This is a genomic window from Pseudomonas sp. JDS28PS106 (assembly GCF_036706555.1).
Lineage (GTDB): Bacteria > Pseudomonadota > Gammaproteobacteria > Pseudomonadales > Pseudomonadaceae > Aquipseudomonas.
Genome location: NZ_JBAJGT010000009.1, coordinates 167,665 through 184,541 on the forward strand (window position 1 = coordinate 167,665; position 16,877 = coordinate 184,541).

The 16,877-nt window shown below is 63.1% G+C and carries 18 protein-coding genes; 7 read left to right on the plus strand and 11 right to left on the minus strand.

Annotation, left to right across the window (positions count from 1 at the left end; all coding sequences use genetic code 11):
- Position 1 precedes the first annotated feature (1 nt).
- Complete coding sequence (gene glcE / locus TRP66_RS16375) at positions 2-1,063, minus strand: glycolate oxidase subunit GlcE (protein ID WP_333404607.1); 1,062 nt, start codon at positions 1,061-1,063, stop codon at positions 2-4.
- Positions 1,063-2,562, minus strand: a complete 1,500-nt coding sequence (gene glcD / locus TRP66_RS16380; protein ID WP_333404609.1) for a glycolate oxidase subunit GlcD — start codon at positions 2,560-2,562, stop codon at positions 1,063-1,065. Before glcD ends, glcE begins: the two co-directional genes overlap by 1 nt.
- Positions 2,563-2,729: 167 nt before the next feature.
- Between glcD and maiA the strand changes: the two genes are divergently transcribed.
- Positions 2,730-3,359, plus strand: a complete 630-nt coding sequence (maiA, locus tag TRP66_RS16385; protein WP_333404611.1) for a maleylacetoacetate isomerase — start codon at positions 2,730-2,732, stop codon at positions 3,357-3,359.
- Positions 3,360-3,512: 153 nt separating this feature from the next.
- Positions 3,513-4,589 (plus strand): 4-hydroxyphenylpyruvate dioxygenase, encoded by a 1,077-nt coding sequence (gene hppD / locus TRP66_RS16390; protein WP_333404613.1) that lies wholly within the window; start codon positions 3,513-3,515, stop codon positions 4,587-4,589.
- Positions 4,590-4,810: 221 nt separating this feature from the next.
- Here hppD and TRP66_RS16395 read toward each other — a convergent pair whose 3' ends face one another.
- Together TRP66_RS16395 and TRP66_RS16400 are read right to left on the minus strand one after the other, a co-directional pair.
- Complete coding sequence (locus TRP66_RS16395; protein WP_333404614.1) at positions 4,811-6,001, minus strand: benzoate/H(+) symporter BenE family transporter; 1,191 nt, start codon at positions 5,999-6,001, stop codon at positions 4,811-4,813.
- A gap of 144 nt (positions 6,002-6,145) precedes the next feature.
- Positions 6,146-6,598 carry a MarR family winged helix-turn-helix transcriptional regulator gene (locus TRP66_RS16400; protein WP_333404616.1) on the minus strand — a complete coding sequence of 151 codons (453 nt, stop codon included), beginning with the start codon at positions 6,596-6,598 and terminating at the stop codon, positions 6,146-6,148.
- A gap of 81 nt (positions 6,599-6,679) precedes the next feature.
- Here TRP66_RS16400 and TRP66_RS16405 point away from each other — a divergent pair, with 81 nt between their 5' ends.
- Both TRP66_RS16405 and TRP66_RS16410 read left to right on the plus strand, forming a co-directional pair.
- Complete coding sequence (locus tag TRP66_RS16405) at positions 6,680-7,846, plus strand: aminotransferase-like domain-containing protein (protein ID WP_333404618.1); 1,167 nt, start codon at positions 6,680-6,682, stop codon at positions 7,844-7,846.
- Positions 7,847-7,870: 24 nt separating this feature from the next.
- Positions 7,871-8,257 (plus strand): lysozyme inhibitor LprI family protein, encoded by a 387-nt coding sequence (locus tag TRP66_RS16410; protein WP_333404620.1) that lies wholly within the window; start codon positions 7,871-7,873, stop codon positions 8,255-8,257.
- 17 nt (positions 8,258-8,274) lie between these two features.
- Here TRP66_RS16410 and TRP66_RS16415 read toward each other — a convergent pair whose 3' ends face one another.
- From TRP66_RS16415 to TRP66_RS16435, 5 genes are all read right to left on the minus strand, one after another.
- Positions 8,275-8,640: a glutaredoxin family protein gene (locus tag TRP66_RS16415; protein WP_333404622.1), complete on the minus strand. Its 366-nt coding sequence runs from the start codon at positions 8,638-8,640 to the stop codon at positions 8,275-8,277.
- A 71-nt stretch (positions 8,641-8,711) separates the two neighbouring features.
- Positions 8,712-9,257 (minus strand): GTP cyclohydrolase I FolE, encoded by a 546-nt coding sequence (gene folE / locus TRP66_RS16420; RefSeq protein WP_333404624.1) that lies wholly within the window; start codon positions 9,255-9,257, stop codon positions 8,712-8,714.
- Positions 9,258-9,680: 423 nt separating this feature from the next.
- The gene (locus TRP66_RS16425; RefSeq protein ID WP_333404626.1) at positions 9,681-10,238 is read right to left on the minus strand and encodes a Smr/MutS family protein; all 558 of its coding nucleotides are present in this window, start codon (positions 10,236-10,238) and stop codon (positions 9,681-9,683) included.
- A gap of 45 nt (positions 10,239-10,283) precedes the next feature.
- Positions 10,284-10,604 carry a hypothetical protein gene (locus TRP66_RS16430; RefSeq protein WP_333404628.1) on the minus strand — a complete coding sequence of 107 codons (321 nt, stop codon included), beginning with the start codon at positions 10,602-10,604 and terminating at the stop codon, positions 10,284-10,286.
- A gap of 164 nt (positions 10,605-10,768) precedes the next feature.
- On the minus strand, positions 10,769-11,359 hold the full coding sequence (locus TRP66_RS16435; RefSeq protein ID WP_333404630.1) for a cysteine hydrolase family protein: 591 nt from the start codon (positions 11,357-11,359) through the stop codon (positions 10,769-10,771).
- A gap of 201 nt (positions 11,360-11,560) precedes the next feature.
- On the opposite strand from TRP66_RS16435, the gene prmB reads away from it, so the two are divergent.
- Positions 11,561-12,469, plus strand: a complete 909-nt coding sequence (gene prmB, locus TRP66_RS16440; RefSeq protein WP_333404632.1) for a 50S ribosomal protein L3 N(5)-glutamine methyltransferase — start codon at positions 11,561-11,563, stop codon at positions 12,467-12,469.
- Positions 12,470-12,518: 49 nt separating this feature from the next.
- Here prmB and TRP66_RS16445 read toward each other — a convergent pair whose 3' ends face one another.
- Both TRP66_RS16445 and TRP66_RS16450 read right to left on the minus strand, forming a co-directional pair.
- Positions 12,519-13,316 carry a hypothetical protein gene (locus TRP66_RS16445; RefSeq protein WP_333404634.1) on the minus strand — a complete coding sequence of 266 codons (798 nt, stop codon included), beginning with the start codon at positions 13,314-13,316 and terminating at the stop codon, positions 12,519-12,521.
- Positions 13,317-13,422: 106 nt separating this feature from the next.
- On the minus strand, positions 13,423-14,418 hold the full coding sequence (locus TRP66_RS16450) for an alpha/beta hydrolase (RefSeq protein WP_333404636.1): 996 nt from the start codon (positions 14,416-14,418) through the stop codon (positions 13,423-13,425).
- A 143-nt stretch (positions 14,419-14,561) separates the two neighbouring features.
- Here TRP66_RS16450 and aroC point away from each other — a divergent pair, with 143 nt between their 5' ends.
- Both aroC and TRP66_RS16460 read left to right on the plus strand, forming a co-directional pair.
- Positions 14,562-15,653, plus strand: coding sequence for a chorismate synthase (aroC, locus tag TRP66_RS16455; protein WP_333404639.1), 1,092 nt, complete (start codon positions 14,562-14,564; stop codon positions 15,651-15,653).
- Between the two features lie 37 nt (positions 15,654-15,690).
- Positions 15,691-16,875: an MFS transporter gene (locus TRP66_RS16460; RefSeq protein WP_333404641.1), complete on the plus strand. Its 1,185-nt coding sequence runs from the start codon at positions 15,691-15,693 to the stop codon at positions 16,873-16,875.
- Positions 16,876-16,877: the final 2 nt, after the last annotated feature.

Below are 16,877 nucleotides of genomic sequence, written 5' to 3' on the forward strand. Positions count from 1 at the left end.
ATCAGAGCTCCGCGTACATTCGGCCGGGGTTGAAGATGCCCAGCGGGTCCAGGCGCGCCTTGAGTTGCTGGTGATAACGCATCAGCGGTGCCGCCAGCGGCTGGAAGGGACTGTCGTCCTGGCCTGGACTGAAGCAGGTCGCATGGCCGCCGGCGGCTGCGACTGTGGCGCGGATGGTATCGCCGCCGGCATCGGTTTTCAGCCAGCGCTGCGCGCCGCCCCAGTCGATCAACTGCTCGCCCGGTAGATTGAGCATCGGGGTGGCGTTGGGTACCGACAGCCGCCACAGGGGGCGGGCGTCGAGAAAAAACGCCAGGCGCTGTTCGTTCAGATCGTCCCAGTATTGCGGCTCGATGCGCTCGCCACCCAGTCGGTCGTGGGCGGCCGCGACCGAGCCTTCGCCGCCTTCGAGCCGCAGCCGCAGCCGCTGTCCGTCATGGCAGGCCGCGCTGATCGGCACCGGCTGCTGGCCCCATTCCGCGAGTGCGTTCAGCGCGCGCTCGCTGTCCAGTTCCAGGGCGATGCTCAGGCACTGGCGAGGGCGCGGCAGCACCTTGAGCGAGACCTCGGTCAGCACACCCAGACAGCCCAGGCTGCCCGCCATCAGCCGGGAAACGTCATACCCCGCGACGTTCTTCATCACCTCGCCGCCGAAGCGCAGGTGTTTGCCGTGTCCGGTGATGACCCGGGTGCCCAGTACGAAATCGCGCACCGCGCCGCTCCACGGCCGGCGCGGACCGGACAGCCCGGTCGCGACCATGCCGCCCAGCGTGCCGTCACCACAGGCGGGCGGCTCGCACGGCAGCATCTGTCCGGCTTCTTCCAGCGCCTGATTGATCTGCGCAAGCGGCGTGCCCGCCCGCGCGGTGATCACCAGTTCGGTCGGATCGTAACTGACGATTCCGCGATGGCTGCGGGTGTCGAGGATCTCCCCGGCGACATCGCGCCCCAGAAATGCCTTACTGTTGCCGCCCTGGATACGCAGCGGCGTGACAGCGGCCAGTGCCTGATTCACTTGTTCGAGCAACGCTGCGCTGTCGTCGAAATCCCTTTCCATGGTCATCAGAAGCGCTCCAGCTCGGGGAAGGGCAGTTGCCCGGCATGTACATGCATCGCGCCGAACTCGGCGCAGCGGTGCAGCGTCGGAATGTTCTTGCCGGGGTTGAGCAGCCCGCTGGCATCGAATGCTGCCTTGATGGCATGAAACAGTTGCAGCTCATCGCTGTTGAACTGCGCGCACATCTGATTGATTTTCTCCCGGCCAACCCCGTGCTCGCCGGTGATGCTGCCGCCGACTTTCACGCACAGTTCGAGAATCCTGCCGCCCAGCGTTTCGGCCCGCTCCAGCGCGCCGGGATCGTTGGCATCGAACAGGATCAGCGGATGCATGTTGCCGTCGCCGGCATGGAACACGTTGGCGACCTGCAATCCGTATTCTTCGGACAGATCGGCAATGCCGCGAAGCACACCCGGCAGCTCGCGCCGGGGAATAGTGCCGTCCATGCAGTAATAATCGGGCGACATCCGGCCCACTGCCGGAAACGCGTTCTTGCGTCCGGCCCAGAACAGTGCCCGCTCCGTTTCGTCGCGGGCCTGACGCAGTTCGGTGGCGCCGGCGCGAGTGAGCACTTCGCGCACCCGGTCGCAGTCGGCCTGCACGTCGGCTTCCACGCCGTCGAGCTCGCACAGCAGGATGGCTTCGGCGTCCACCGGATAGCCGGCATGAATGAAATCTTCGGCGGCGCGGATCGCCAGGTTATCCATCATTTCCAGCCCGCCGGGAATGATCCCCTCGGCGATGATGTCGGCGACGGCGCGGCCGGCCTTCTCCACGGAATCGAAAGCCGCCAGCAACACTTTCGCCACCTGCGGCCGGGGTAACAACTTGACGGTGATTTCGGTGATGACGCCCAGCATGCCTTCGGAACCGGTGAACAGCGCCAACAGGTCGAACCCCGGCGAGTCCAGTGCTTCGCTGCCTAGGGTCAGGCGTTCGCCTTCGACGGTGAGAATGTCCACCTTGAGCAGGTTGTGTACGGTCAGACCGTACTTGAGGCAGTGCACGCCACCGGCGTTTTCGGCGACGTTGCCGCCGATGGAGCAGGCGATCTGCGAGGAAGGGTCAGGGGCATAGTAGAGCCCGTACGGCGCGGCAGCCTGGGAGATCGCCAGGTTGCGGACGCCGGGCTGAACGCGGGCGAGGCGAGCGGCGGGATCGATGTCGAGAATCCGGTTGAAACGCGCCATGACCAGCAACAAGCCCTTTTCCAGCGGCAGCGCGCCACCGGAAAGGCCGGTGCCCGCGCCGCGCGCCACGACCGGAACGCCGTGCTCGTGGCAGATCTGCAACAAGGTCTGCACCTGCTCGATCCGGTTCGGCAGGGCGACCAGCATCGGCGTGGTGCGGTAGGCGGACAACCCGTCGCATTCGTACGGTCGCAGCTCCTCGGGCCGATACAGGATGTCCAGATCCGGCAGCCGACGTTGCAGCTCGGTCAGCAACTGCTGTTTGTCGACGGCAGGCAGGACGCCGTCGACGCGCTCGTCATAAAGAATGTTCATGTGCGACCCAGTGTTGTTTTTGTCGGGCTGGCGGTTGTCTTCATCATTGGCGCTGGAAGCGATCTTGTCCACCCGCGGCGTACGTCACTCCGCTTGACAAGGTGGCCGCGCTGCACCAGATTACGAATACCGTAACCGCCTTACGATAATAACAACAGGCTGTCTGTGTGGACCTTTTCACTTATTACCGCTCGACTTCCAGCTACCGGGTACGCATAGCCCTGGCGCTCAAGGGGTTGGCGTTCACCACGGTGCCGGTCGACCTGCTGCACGGCGAACAAGCCTCTGCGGCGTTTCGCGAGACCAATCCGCAAGGCCGGGTTCCGGTGCTGCGGCTCGACAACGGCGACCTTGTCACGCAGTCGTCGGCCATCATCGAATACCTCGACGAGCGCTTCCCCCATCCGCCCCTGCTGGCCGAGTCCCCCGAATTGCGTGCCCGCCAGCGAGCCGTTGCGGCGCTGATCGGCTGCGACATCCATCCATTGCACAACGTCTCGGTGCTCAATCGCCTGCGCGCGATGGGGCACGCTGAAATCGAGATCGCCGAATGGATCAGATCGTGGATTGGCGAAGGGCTGGCGGCGGTCGAGCAGATGGTCGACGGGCAGGCGTTCTGTTTCGGCGATAGGCCGAGCGTGGCGGATGTCTACCTGTTGCCCCAACTCTACGCGGCGCGGCGTTTCAACGTCGATCTGGCTGCAGTCCCGCGCCTGACGCGGGTCGAAGCGCATGCGCTGGCACAGTCGGCGTTCCAGGCAGCGCACCCCGATGCACAACCCGACAAGCCGGACTAGGCTCAAGTCATGAAAATCCTCGCCTTGCAAATGATCTTTGGAGACTTTCTTGCCCGCAGTGTGCGAGGGATCTCCTGTGCGCCGCCGATGGCCGTAGATACGTTTTCGCGTTTCTGACTTTCGCATCGCACATTTTTCGCAAGGAGCCAGACCATGGCTGATCTCTATGAAAACCCGATGGGGCTGATGGGCTTCGAGTTCATCGAATTCGCGTCGCCGACCCCCGGTATTCTCGAACCCGTCTTCGACATGATGGGCTTCACCAAAGTAGCGATTCACCGCTCCAAGGACGTGGTCCTGTATCGCCAGGGCGAGATCAATCTGATCCTCAACAACGAGCCTCATAGCCTGGCTTCATATTTCGCCGCCGAGCACGGCCCTTCGGTTTGTGGCATGGCGTTCAGGGTGCAGGACTCCCACAAGGCCTACCAGCGCGCGCTGGACTTGGGGGCGCAGCCGCTGGATATCGCCACCGGGCCGATGGAATTGCGTCTGCCGGCAATCAAGGGCATCGGCGGCGCGCCGCTGTACCTGATCGATCGCTTCGGCGAGGGTACGTCGATCTATGACATCGACTTCAATTTCATCGAAGGCGTGGACCGTCATCCGGAGGGCGCGGGGCTCAAGGTCATCGACCATCTGACCCATAACGTCTACCGGGGTCGCATGGCGTACTGGGCCGGCTTCTATGAAAAGCTGTTCAACTTCCGCGAGCTGCGTTACTTCGACATCAAGGGTGAATACACCGGTCTGACCTCCAAGGCCATGACCGCCCCGGACGGCCTGATCCGTATTCCCCTGAACGAGGAGTCGTCCAAGGGAGCAGGGCAGATCGAAGAGTTTCTGATGCAGTTCAATGGTGAAGGCATCCAGCACGTTGCCTTCTTCACCGATGACTTGATCAAGACCTGGGATGCGCTGAAAGCCACCGGCATGCGCTTCATGACCGCGCCGCCGGATACGTATTACGAGATGCTGGAAGGTCGATTGCCTGGCCATGGTGAACCGGAGGAGGAGCTCAAGACGCGCGGCATCCTGCTCGATGGATCACTGGAAGGCGGCGAGCGACGGCTGTTGCTGCAGATCTTTTCCGAAACGCTGCTAGGGCCGGTGTTCTTCGAGTTCATCCAGCGCAAGGGCGACGACGGATTCGGCGAAGGCAATTTCAAAGCCCTGTTCGAATCCATCGAACGTGATCAGATCAAGCGTGGGGTGTTGATGACCGAGTGATCCGCGTTGCACCATCCTGCGTAGGAGCCAGCTTGCTGGCGATAGGGGCGCCGCGGAAAATCAGACACTCCGCGTTGTCTTCATCGCCAGCAAGCTGGCTCCTACCCAGATCACGCCGCCCCTGCAACCGCGTCACACGAACCCGCGTAGGAGCCAGCTTGCTGGCGATATATGTCTCTAGAACACTGAACCTATCCTGCACACCGCAAAACTCTTGAGCTTCAACCCTTGCGGGCATTGAGGATCAGCAGCGTCAGCACGCCGGCCACGATGCCCCAGAACGCCGAGCCGACCGAGAACAGGGTCAGGCCGGAGGCGGTGACCATGAAGGTGATCAGCGCCGCCTCCCTTTCGCTCGGCTCGCTCATGGCGACCGTCAGCCCGTTGATGATCGACCCGAACAACGCCAGCGCGGCGATGGACAGCACCAATTCCTTGGGAAACGCGGCGAACAATGCGGCCAGGGTGGCGCCGTACAGCCCGGCGATGCCGTAGAAGATGCCGCACCAGATAGCTGCCGTATAGCGCTTGCTCTTGTCTTCGTGGGCATGGGGGCCTGTGCAGATCGCGGCGCTGATGGCGGCCAGATTGATCCCGTGCGAACCGAAAGGCGCGGTCAGTAGCGAGGCGATGCCGGTCACGGTGATCAAGGGCGATGTAGGGGTGTCGTAGCCATCGGCGCGCAGCACCGCGACGCCGGGCATATTCTGGGAAGCCATCGCGACCACGAACAGCGGAATGCCGATACTGATGGTCGCCGCCAGAGAAAAGCTAGGCGTAGTCCAGACCGGCGCTGCCAGTTCCAGAGCAAAGCCACTGAAATTCAGCAAGCCGAGCATGCCTGACACGGCAATGCCTACCAGCAGCGCGGCAAGCACGGCGTAGCGCGGCGATACCCGTTTGATAATCAGGTAGGTGAAGAACATGCCCAGCACCAGGGACGTTCGATGTTGCGCGGCAATGAAGATTTCACTGCCGATCTTGAACAGGATACCGGCCAGCAAGGCGGCGGCAAGCGATGCGGGCAGGCGGCGTACCAGGCGCTCGAAACTGCCGGTCAGGCCGCAGATCGTTACCAGCAGCCCGCTGGTGATGAAGGCACCAATCGCTTCCGGATAACTGACCCCGCCCAGACTGGTGATCAGCAGCGCGGCACCCGGCGTCGACCATGCCACAGTGATCGGGGTGCGATAGCGCAGGGACAAGCCGATGCTGCAGATTGCCATGCCGAGAAACAGTGACCACAGCCATGACGAGATCTGCCCTCCGGTCAGGCCCGCCGCCTGGCCCGCCTGGAACATCAGCACCAGCGAACTGGTGCAACCCGTCATCATGGCGATGAATCCGGCCACCACGGCCGAGGGCGAGCTGTCGGCCAATGGGCGCAACGGCGCTCTGAGAATCACGGTCATGGATGCTTCCTTGTGTCTGCGGATCGAAACTGCATCAAGCCTAATCGCAAGCGTTGCGGGCGCTACGATACAGCGATCCCTTGAATGACCAGCACAGTTGCTCCAGGCCCTCCCATTCGTGGAGTGTGTACCGGTACGCTTTCATCACTCGGGCTTGGGAGTCTGCTGGGTCTGGCCCAGCGCCTGATTAACTGTCAGCCAGCCGTCCACCGCCTCCTGGCCGGCTTCGGCGAATACCCGTTGCAGAAGTTTCACCTGCTCGCGGCGCAAGGCCTGCTCGAACTTTACCCCTTCGTCGCTCAGCCCTAGCAGGCGTTTGCGCTTGTCGGTTTCCGGAGTAGTGCTGCGCACCAGGTTCATGGCGATGAGCTGCCGCAATGGTGCATTGAGCGCCTGCTTGCTGACGCCCAGCACGGTGAGCAGTTCTTTCACGCTCAGCCCCGGATAGCGCGCGATGAAAAACACGATGCGCTGGTGGACTCTACTGAAGCCGCGACGCTCAAGCATTTCATCGGCCTTGGCCGTGAAAGCCTGGTAGCCGAAGAAAAACGCTTCCATAGCAATTTGTTGATTGGCGGGATTTTTAAGGTCAAGCATGTTGACGTTTCCGGCAAGGCTGTCGTAATTTGAGTCAACCAGTTTGACTCATTTCCCTTCAGTACCGCCAGAGGTGTCCGCATGGCTTTCTCCGAACGCGTTGCCCGTCTCAAGAGTTCCTTGATCCGCGAAATCCTGGCAGCGGCGCAACGTCCGCAGGTCATGTCGTTCGCCGGCGGGTTGCCCGCCGAAGCCATGTTGCCCAAAGTGGAGTGGGCGCAGATGCCGGTCACTCTCGGCCAGTATGGGATGAGCGAAGGCGAACCGGCGTTGCGCGAGGCGCTGGCAGCGGAGGCGCGGGCACTGGGCGTGCCCTGCCAGGCAAGCCAGGTGCTGATCGTCAGCGGCTCACAGCAGACGCTCGATCTGGCCGCCAAGCTGTACATCGACAAGGACACCGAGATCGTCATGGAAGCGCCGACCTATCTGGCGGCACTGCAGATTTTTCAGCTGTTCGGCGCTAATTGTCTGACCGTACCGCTGCAAGCGGACGGGCCGGACCTGGCGGCCCTGCGCGAGCGTCTGGAGCGTCACCGTCCGGCGTTCGCCTACCTGATTCCGACCTTTCAGAACCCGTCGGCGGTGCGTTACAGCGAGCAGGCGCGGGACGCGGTCGCGGCGTTGCTGGACGAATTTGCCGTCACCCTGATCGAAGACGAGCCCTACCGGGAGCTGACCTTCGACGGCGCGAGCGCGCGGCCCGTCGTCAGTCGCCTCGCCCGCGCCAGCTGGATCTATACCGGGACGGTTTCCAAGACTCTGCTGCCCGGCCTGCGGGTCGGCTATCTGATTGCCAGCCCGGACTTGTTCCCGCATTTGCTGCGCCTCAAGCAGTCAGCGGACCTGCACACCAACCGCATCGGCCAGTGGCAGGCGCTGCAATGGATCGGCAGCGAGCGCTATCAGCGTCACCTGCTGGAGCTGCGGGCATTTTACCGTGAGCGGCGCGATGCGTTCGATGCCGCGCTGCAGCGCCACTTCGGCGATCTCGCGGACTGGAATACACCGCAGGGCGGCCTGTTTTTCTGGCTGACGCTCAAGCAACCGCTGGATACCCGGACGCTGCTCGATGCCGCGCTGGCGCAGGACGTCGCGTTCATGCCCGGCGAACCGTTTTTCGCCGACCCGGACGTCAACCCGGGCCATCTGCGCTTGAACTTCAGCCACATCGATCCTGCGCGCCTGGATGAAGGACTGGGTAGACTGGCCGCAGTAGTACGCAATGCTCAATTGATCGAGGCAGCTTGATTGCCAACCTTTAAGGAGATATCGATGCGAATGACCATGACGATCCTGGCGGCCCTGATGGCGTTGGGCGTGGGCTGCTCCGCTCAGGCGCAGGACTGTGACGCCAGTCAGGCCAGCATGAATCAATGTGCGGCAAAGGAACTGGCCAGTCTCGATGCCAGGCTCAACCAGCAGTACAAGACGCAGATGGCCTGGTTGCAGAGTCCTGCGAAAAAGCAGGCGTTGAAGGATGCGCAGGTGAAGTGGATCGCGTTCCGTGATGCCGACTGTGGCTACGAAGCGGGCAACGCCGGCGATGGCGGCTCGATGTGGCCGCTGGTGCAGTCGAACTGCCTGATCAAGCACACGCGGGTTCGCGTCGAGCAGCTTGAGAACTATGTGGTCTGCCGCGAGGAGGGCTGTCCTCGCTGAGGCAGACCAAGCGACATTCAGAGGGCGCCGAAGCGCTGATCGAGGTAGGCAATGATGGCTTTGGACTCGTACATCCAGGTCGTCTTGCCGTCTTCCTCGATGCGCAGGCACGGCACCTTGATGCGGCCTCCGCCTGCCAGCAGAGCCTGACGATCGGCTTCGTTGTTCTTCGCGTCCCGCAGCGCCACCGGAACATTGAGGCGACGAAGGCTGCGACGCGTCTTGACGCAGAACGGGCAGGCGTGGAACTGGTAGAGCGTCAGGGCCCTGGCCGACTGGTCGACCGCGGCCTGAGCCTGGGGAGTACGCTGCTTCTTGCCGGGACGGGTGACGAAATCACCCGCGATGATGAGCTGGCCGAGACCAACCCTGAGCGCTTTCATGAGCACAGTGACGACTCCGGGGCTATCGAGGCCCGCGCGCCCTGATCGTCAGGGCCGCGCGGTTTCTGGGATCACTTGATGAGGCTGAGAAATTCGCTGCGTGTGGCAGCGTTGGCGCGGAACTCGCCCAGCATGACCGAAGTGATCATGGCCGAATTCTGCTTCTCGACGCCGCGCATCATCATGCACATATGCTGCGCCTCGATGACGACCGCAACGCCCAGCGCGCCGGTGACCTGCTGAATGGCTTCGGCGATCTGGCGGCTGAGGTTTTCCTGGATCTGCAGGCGACGGGCATACATGTCCACGATACGGGCGACCTTGGACAGACCCAGCACTTTGCCGTTGGGAATATAGGCGACGTGCGCCTTGCCAATGAACGGCAGCAAATGGTGCTCGCACAGCGAATACAGCTCGATGTTCTTGACCATCACCATTTCGCTCGCATCGGAGCTGAACAGCGCGCCATTGGTCACTTCTTCGAGGGTCTGCTCGTAGCCGCGACACAGGTACTGCATGGCCTTGGCGGCACGCTTGGGAGTGTCGCGCAGACCTTCGCGCGAAACGTCTTCGCCCAGTTGACCCAATATCGCGGTGTAATTCTGTTCCAGTGTCACAGGGCTGTGTTTCCGTGTGGGTTTCGATGAACGCGAAGGCCAGGCCCTCGCCGAGGCGCACATAGTAGCCCAGGCATGGCCCGAGGTGTATGGCGGACGAGCAAATCCTCGTTGCAAATGCTTTGTATCGAGCTGCTTACCAACGAACGACCAGTCCGATACCCACTTTCGACTCCGGTCAAGGTCAGATGCGGCGGTTATCTACTGTACGTTGGAGCGTTTACCCGGATGTTGAATCGAGTTTGCAAAATTGCACTGTTGGCTGCGGTACTGTCCGCCATGTCGGGCTGCTGGCCGTTCTGGGGACCGGGGCCGGGCGGCCACGGAGGCGGACATGGCGGCGGTGGCGGCCATCATGAAGGCGGCGGTCCTGGCGGTTTTGGCCCGGGAGGCGGCGGACCTCGTTGAGATCGGCGGCCGCAGCTACTCGTCGCGGCCTTCCATCATGTTGCGCCTGAGCAACACGTAAAGCGCGCCGGCGCCGCCGTGCCGGGCCTGGCATGAGCAGAAACCCAATACCTGCGGGTGCTGGCGCAGCCAGGTGTTGACGTGGCTTTTGATCATCGGCCGCTTGCCGTCAAGACGCACCGCCTTGCCGTGGGTCACCCGCACGCAGCGGACCTCCAGTCGGGTGGCTTCGGCGAGAAATTCCCAGAGTGTTTCCCGCGCCAGCTCGACAGTCATGCCGTGCAGGTCAAGGCTGCCCTCGAAAGCGATCTGGCCGAGCTTGAGCTTGCGCATCTGGCCTTCCTGCACACCGTCACGGCTCCATTGCAGGACATCTTCCGGACCTACGTCGATCACGAATTGATCCGACAGCCCGTCCACCGTCACCGAATCGGTGCGTACCGTGGCCGACTGACGCAGTCTGGCAAGCAGCTTGCGGTCGGCCTTCGGTTTGCCGACATCGGCATGCTCGTGCTTGAGCGGCTTGATGCCACGCGTCTCGTTTCTGAACAGGGAAAAATCGTCGTCTTGCATGGGGCCTCCGCGAAGGAGGTCAGTTTAACCGCAGACGAGGGCGGTTCAGTCGTGTTTTTTCATCAGGTGGGCCGACATGCTCAAGCCGTGGGCCTGACGACGGCGCCGGCGGCAGCGACGCCACAACGCGATACCCAGATAGAGCACGAACAGACCGGCGACGGCGATCGCCGCCGCGCCGCCCGGGCTGGCATCCAGGTCGCCGAGCGCCTGGGGATGACCGATGAGCCCGGAAATGCCGGCCAGCATCAGCAGCACGCCAAATACCGCCAGCAAGGCGGCAAGGAGGATCATGATCCGCATGCCCCAATTGCGCCTACCCTTGGGCCGCAGGCGGCGAGCGTCGAAACCGTCGGATATTTTCATCCAGCTATCTCCTTCAGGCATCGTCAGACAGAAATTGACAGCATATCGGCGGTCTGACCAGAAGCGGCAGAGGTGGTTCCCGGCCAGCCGGCTCGCCGCCGGTGCAGTGGATGGGCGGCGAGGGCGCGGTCGCGTGATCCCGGCGCATTCCGGCCGGGACAGTGTCAGATCAGGTCCTGGGTCAGCGCCAGGGTAGCGAAGTTGTCGGCCATGATTGCCATTTCGGTGCGGTGCACGACCTGTGCGCTGACCACGCCCTGAGGGCTGGGCAGGTCGCGGGTGGCGCAGGCGTCGTCGACCAGCGTGCAGCGGTAGCCGTAGTCCTTGGTGGCGCGGACCGTGGTGCTGATGCTCGAATGGCTCATGAAACCGCACACGATCAGGTCCAGATGCCCCAGGCTCTGCAGCAGTTCATGCAGTCCGGTGCCATTGAAGGCGTTGGGCAGGCGCTTTTCCACCAGATGCTCGTCGCCTTGGGGAACCAGCTCCGGTACCAGCTGGCCGCGTTCGCCCTGAGGGTCGAACAGTCCGCCCACGGTCCCCAGATGACGCACGTGCACGATCGGGCATTTGACGGCGCGTGCCCTGGCGACCAGAAGACCGATGTTGGCCAGCGCTTCATCGATGCCGGTCAGCGCCAGCGGGCCGCTGAGGTATTCTTTCTGGGCGTCGATGATGATCAACGTGGCATTGCTCAGACTGGCCGGCGCGTGGACGCGGCCGCTGAGTTGAAACATGGTCTTGATGGGGGACATCCGGGTGCTCCTCGGGATGGGGCTTTTGCGCCATTGTCCTCTGGCTGAGCCAATCTGTGAATGGCAAGAATCGCAGGCCGCGATTTTCGTGGCCTGTAGGGCAGGCGCAGGTCCTGGCTGCTGGCGGTTTGCCTTGATGACGGGACACGAATGTTGGACACTTCCACGCCAACCGGCCGTTTCCCAAGGAGTCTGTTTCCCATGATCACTTCCCGCCTGCGCACCGTGCGCGACCACATTCGTTGGGCCGTCAGCCGGTTTCACGAGGAGGACGTGTTTTTCGGACATGGCACCGACAACGCCTGGGACGACGCCCGGCAACTGGTGTTGGGCGCGCTGCATCTGCCCTGGGAAATCGCCGATAGCTATCTCGACTGCCGCCTGGAAGTCGACGAAATCGCCGAGTTGCAGCGCCTGATCAAGCGCCGTATCGATGAGCGGGTGCCGACGCCTTACCTGCTGGGCGAGGCGTGGTTCTGCGGTCTGTCGTTCATCGTCGATGACCGGGTACTGATTCCGCGCTCGCCGATCGCCGAACTGATCCAGGACCGTTTCGCACCCTGGCTGGGCGCCGATCCGGCCCGCATCCTGGATCTGTGCACCGGTTCGGGCTGCATCGGCATCGCCTGCGCCGACGAATTCCGCGAAGCCGAAGTGGTCCTGGCCGACCTGTCCTACGACGCGCTGGAAGTCGCCAATCAGAATATCGAGCGTCACGGTCTTGAAGAGCGCGTCTACACCGTGCAGGGCGATGGCTTCGACGGCCTTCCGGGTCAGCGCTTCGACCTGATCGTTTCCAACCCGCCCTACGTGGACGCCGAAGATTTCGCCGACATGCCGGACGAGTACCAGCACGAGCCGGAACTGGCACTGGCCTGCGGCAGCGACGGGCTGAATCTGGTGCGTCGCATGTTGAGTGAAGCAGCGGATCACCTGACCGAGAAAGGCCTGCTGATCGTCGAAGTCGGCAATAGCCAGGTGCATGTCCAGGCACTGTACCCCGAGGTCGATTTCGCCTGGCTGGACTTCCAGCGCGGCGGCCACGGCGTGTTCATGCTGACGGCCGAACAGTGCCGTGAACACCAGGCGCTGTTCGCCTCGCGGGTCTGATACGCCGTCGTGGATGCGGGGCAATTGATGGCCCCGTTGCCATGAATCCTCAGCGGTGGGTCGCGATCCAGATCAGCAGACCCGCCTGAAACACCGCGAAGGTCACCAGACAGGCGATCGTGAAGCGCAGCCCGCTGTCTTCACGCTTGTACTTGTTGACCCGGTCTTCATGCTTGCGAATCGTCACTTCCTGCTCGATCAGATTCTGCTCGGCCTTTTCCAGCATGTGCGAGGCTTCGAGGATCTCCACGATCTGCACCTTGTCGTTGTTCCAGGTGCTGTGCAGATTGCCGACGTGCACATCCTTGATGCTGCCTTTCATGTGCTGGGCATCGGCGTACGCCACCTCGAAGCCCAAGGTGCGCAGGAAGTGGTCACGACGCAGCCGGGTGTCTTCGTTGAGTCCGTCCTTGCTGGCCAGCGGGACGCTTTCGATCTTGTAGGAAGACCATTTCTTCTGCGCCCAGTGCACGGCGTGGGCAATGAGGAAGCGGCCGATGCCCCGGTTCCAGGGTTCGATCTGCAGGCCCGACTCGGGGCCGAAGCGTACGGTGCGCTTGTCGTGATCGACCCAGATGTCCAGGGTGTTCTGTTCCTTGCGAACCCGCTGGCCGGGCAACTGGATGTTGATGCGCAGCAGGCTCAGTGACTTGCTGTGGCGTTCGGCGCGGCCGAACTGTACGAAACGCAGCGGCCGGCCTCCGGTGGCGCGGTCGGTGGCCAGCGGCGCCAGGCGCAGCATCTGGAAATGCTCGGGCTGTACGTCTTCCCAAGGCAGCAGCGGCATCGCGGCTTCAGCCTGGGCGCTTTCCTGGGCGGTATCGGTCATGGTAGCGGTGTCGGTCATTAGCGGTGATCCTGTCCTTGGCTCTGCGCAGCAGACACAGAGCCAGCACCCGACATATCGGCCGCACCTGCCAAGTCTTAAGGGAATTCACCCTGTTTGACGTCAATCAGCTATCACGCAACCCATTAATGAATTTCACGATCCTGTCGCTGAGTTCATCGGCCAGTGGCGCAGTCGGGTTGCGGTAGGAAAGCATCTGTTGTTCGAGATCGACGGGCACGATGCGAAATACATGATTCATGCCCTCGATCAACGCCAGCTCCGCATCCGGCCGGGCTTTGTGCAGCAGCAGGGCATCGTCGACACCGACCTGAATGTCGTTGCGGCCCTGAAGGATCAGGGCGGGCATCTTCAGGCGTCCGAATGCCGCCGCCGGGTCCTGGCGGAACAGCGAGATCAGGTAGGGCTGCACGCTGGGTCGGAAGACCACCTGCAGTTGCTCCGGTACATCGGCCTCGGTGCGTCCGGCTTTCAGGCTGTCGAGCAGGTGGTCGGCACGCTGCAGCAATTCGGGCGGCAGACGCTCCTGGAACTGCTCGCGCAGCACCGCATCCACCGGGCGTCCGCTGCCGGCGACGGAAATCACCGCGGCGGCCCTGGCCTTGTCGGCCGCCAGCGAAGCGATCAGCGCGCCTTCGCTGTGACCGAGCAGGATCAGCTGGCTCAAGCGCGAGTTGGCCCGCAGCTTGCGCGCCCAGGCCTCGGCGTCGGCCACATAACGCTCGACGCTGAGATCGCGCTCGTCCGGGGTGGCCGCCTTGCTCGCCGCGACGCCGCGTTTGTCGTAGCGCACGCTCGCAATGTTATGCTCGGCGAGAATCACCGCCAGACGCTTGAGGTTATCGTTGCGGCCACCCTCGGGGTTGTTGCCGTCGCGGTCGGTCGGGCCGGAGCCGGCGATCAGCAGTACTACCGGGACCGGCTGGCTGGATTTGGGGAGCAGCAGCGTGCCGTGCAATTGTCCCTCGCCAGTGTCGAGGGTGATCGGGCGCTGCACGGCGCCGGGCGCATCGGCGCGGGCGGTGCCGGCCAGCAGGCCGAAGGCCAGGAGCAAGGCGGGCAGCACATTGAAAGAGCGGAGCGGGGAAGCAGCGGATAACATCGCAAGGCCATCATTGGTTCGGGTGAGCCTTTGACGCGGCCGCGCAGGGAAGGTTCGAGGATGAACTGCACGGCGAGGCTGCGTATACTGGCGCGCCTGATTTGATCGATCTGGTCCTTTAGCTGATTTTTCGGAGCGCCCGCATGTCCGGCAACACTTTCGGCAAGCTGTTCACTGTCACCACCGCCGGCGAAAGCCATGGCCCGGCGCTGGTCGCTATCGTCGATGGCTGCCCGCCGGGCGTCGAACTGTCCCTCGAAGACCTGCAGCGCGATCTGGATCGCCGCAAGCCGGGCACCAGCCGGCACACCACCCAGCGTCAGGAGGCCGATGAAGTCGAAATCCTCTCCGGCGTGTTCGAGGGCAAGACCACAGGCGCGCCCATCGGCCTGCTGATTCGCAATACTGATCAGAAATCCAAGGATTACTCGGCGATTCAGGACCTGTTCCGCCCGGCCCATGCCGACTACACCTATCACCACAAATACGGCATTCGCGACTATCGCGGCGGCGGTCGCAGTTCGGCGCGGGAAACGGCCATGCGCGTGGCGGCCGGCGCCATCGCCAAGAAGTACCTGGCGAGTCAGGGCATCGTGGTGCGCGGCTACATGAGCCAGCTCGGGCCGATCCAGATCCCGTTCAAGACTTGGGACTGCGTCGAGCAGAATGCCTTTTTCTGCCCCGACCCCGACAAGGTGCCAGAGCTGGAAGCCTACATGGACCAGTTGCGTCGTGATCAGGACTCGGTTGGCGCGAAGATCACCGTGGTCGCCGAAGGCGTGATGCCAGGCCTCGGCGAGCCGATCTTCGACCGGCTGGACGCCGAGCTGGCCCATGCGCTGATGAGCATCAATGCGGTCAAGGGCGTGGAAATCGGCGCCGGTTTCGACTGCGTGGCCCAGCGTGGCACCGAACACCGTGACGAACTGACCCCCGAGGGCTTCCTGTCCAATCAGGCGGGCGGCATCCTGGGCGGCATCTCGTCCGGCCAGCCGATCATTGCCCATCTGGCGCTCAAGCCGACCTCCAGCATCACCACGCCGGGTCGTTCCATCGACATTCACGGGCAGCCCGTCGAAGTCATTACCAAAGGCCGTCATGACCCTTGCGTCGGCATTCGGGCCACGCCAATCGCCGAAGCCATGATGGCGATCGTATTGCTCGATCACCTGCTGCGCCACCGTGGCCAGAACGCCGACGTGCGTGTCGCGACGCCCGTGCTGGGCCAGCTCTGATGTCAGCATGCGCCGCCGCTGACGCTGGTGTCTGAGGGTGGCGCGCTCCGCTAGCGGGCCGCTTCCTTACTGGCGGCTGTCCGGCTTTTACCTGTGCTACTTCTCGCTGTTGGGCGCATCGGCGCCTTACCTGGCGCTGTACTTCCATTACCTGGGATTTTCCAGTGCGCGTATCGGCGAGCTGGTAGCGATTCCCATGCTGATGCGTTGCGTCGCCCCCAATCTGTGGGGATGGCTGGGTGATCACACCGGTCGGCGTCTGGCAATCGTGAGACTGGGCGCGGTCTGCACCTTGCTGGCGTTCTCGCTGATTCTGGTCGACAAGAGCTATGGCTGGCTGGCGATGGTCATGGCGCTCTATGCGTTTTTCTGGCACGCCATTCTGCCGCAGTTCGAGGTCATCACCCTGGCGCATCTCAAGGAGCAGACCTCCCGCTACAGCCAGATCCGGCTCTGGGGATCGATCGGCTTCATCCTCGCGGTGGTCGCCCTGGGCAGTCTGTTCGAACGGTATGGCCTGAGCCTCTTTCCCTATGTCGTACTCGCGATCATGGCTGGCATCACCCTGAGCAGTGGCTGGGTACCGAGCGCGCAACCGCCGGTCACCGAGCCGGTGCCCGGGCAGGGCGGGTTCATCGCGCAGCTGCGCCGGCCAGGTGTGATGGCGTTCTACCTGAGCGTGGCGCTCATGGTCCTCAGCCACGGGCCGTTCTATACCTTCCTGACCCTGTACCTGGAAACGCTGGGCTACAGTCGCGGCGTGATTGGCCTGCTGTGGGCGGTGGGCGTGGTGGCCGAAGTGTTGATGTTCATGGTCATGAGCCAGGTCTTGCAGCGCTTTTCCGTGCGTCAGGTGCTGGTCGCCAGCTTTCTGCTCGCGGTCCTGCGCTGGGGACTGCTGGGCGCGTTCGCCGATCAACTGTCGGTGCTGTTGCTGGTGCAGGCCATGCACGCTGCGACCTTCGGCAGTTTCCACGCGGCTGCCGTTCACTACGTGCAGCGCAGTTTCGGCGCCAGGCAGCAGGGACAGGGGCAGGCGCTGTATGCCGCGCTGTCCGGTATCGGCGGCGCGCTGGGCGCGCTGTATTCCGGCTACAGCTGGAGTGCGCTGGGTGCTAGCTGGACCTTTGCCATCGCCAGCATCGCGGCGCTGGCCGCTGCCTGCATCATGGTCCTGTCAGGCGCGCGTACGCCGGCGCAGGCCGATCCGATCCTCAAATAACC

What these genes read in the sequence shown, in the direction of transcription:
- glcE (WP_333404607.1), bottom strand. Translation starts at nt 1,063, where the DNA reads ATGACCATGGAAAGGGATTTCGACGACAGCGCAGCGTTGCTCGAACAA.
- glcD (WP_333404609.1), bottom strand. Translation starts at nt 2,562, where the DNA reads ATGAACATTCTTTATGACGAGCGCGTCGACGGCGTCCTGCCTGCCGTC.
- hppD (WP_333404613.1), top strand. Translation starts at nt 3,513, where the DNA reads ATGGCTGATCTCTATGAAAACCCGATGGGGCTGATGGGCTTCGAGTTC.
- TRP66_RS16395 (WP_333404614.1), bottom strand. Translation starts at nt 6,001, where the DNA reads ATGACCGTGATTCTCAGAGCGCCGTTGCGCCCATTGGCCGACAGCTCG.
- TRP66_RS16400 (WP_333404616.1), bottom strand. Translation starts at nt 6,598, where the DNA reads ATGCTTGACCTTAAAAATCCCGCCAATCAACAAATTGCTATGGAAGCG.
- TRP66_RS16405 (WP_333404618.1), top strand. Translation starts at nt 6,680, where the DNA reads ATGGCTTTCTCCGAACGCGTTGCCCGTCTCAAGAGTTCCTTGATCCGC.
- TRP66_RS16410 (WP_333404620.1), top strand. Translation starts at nt 7,871, where the DNA reads ATGCGAATGACCATGACGATCCTGGCGGCCCTGATGGCGTTGGGCGTG.
- TRP66_RS16415 (WP_333404622.1), bottom strand. Translation starts at nt 8,640, where the DNA reads ATGAAAGCGCTCAGGGTTGGTCTCGGCCAGCTCATCATCGCGGGTGAT.
- TRP66_RS16425 (WP_333404626.1), bottom strand. Translation starts at nt 10,238, where the DNA reads ATGCAAGACGACGATTTTTCCCTGTTCAGAAACGAGACGCGTGGCATC.
- TRP66_RS16430 (WP_333404628.1), bottom strand. Translation starts at nt 10,604, where the DNA reads ATGAAAATATCCGACGGTTTCGACGCTCGCCGCCTGCGGCCCAAGGGT.
- TRP66_RS16435 (WP_333404630.1), bottom strand. Translation starts at nt 11,359, where the DNA reads ATGTCCCCCATCAAGACCATGTTTCAACTCAGCGGCCGCGTCCACGCG.
- prmB (WP_333404632.1), top strand. Translation starts at nt 11,561, where the DNA reads ATGATCACTTCCCGCCTGCGCACCGTGCGCGACCACATTCGTTGGGCC.
- TRP66_RS16445 (WP_333404634.1), bottom strand. Translation starts at nt 13,316, where the DNA reads ATGACCGACACCGCTACCATGACCGATACCGCCCAGGAAAGCGCCCAG.
- TRP66_RS16450 (WP_333404636.1), bottom strand. Translation starts at nt 14,418, where the DNA reads ATGTTATCCGCTGCTTCCCCGCTCCGCTCTTTCAATGTGCTGCCCGCC.
- aroC (WP_333404639.1), top strand. Translation starts at nt 14,562, where the DNA reads ATGTCCGGCAACACTTTCGGCAAGCTGTTCACTGTCACCACCGCCGGC.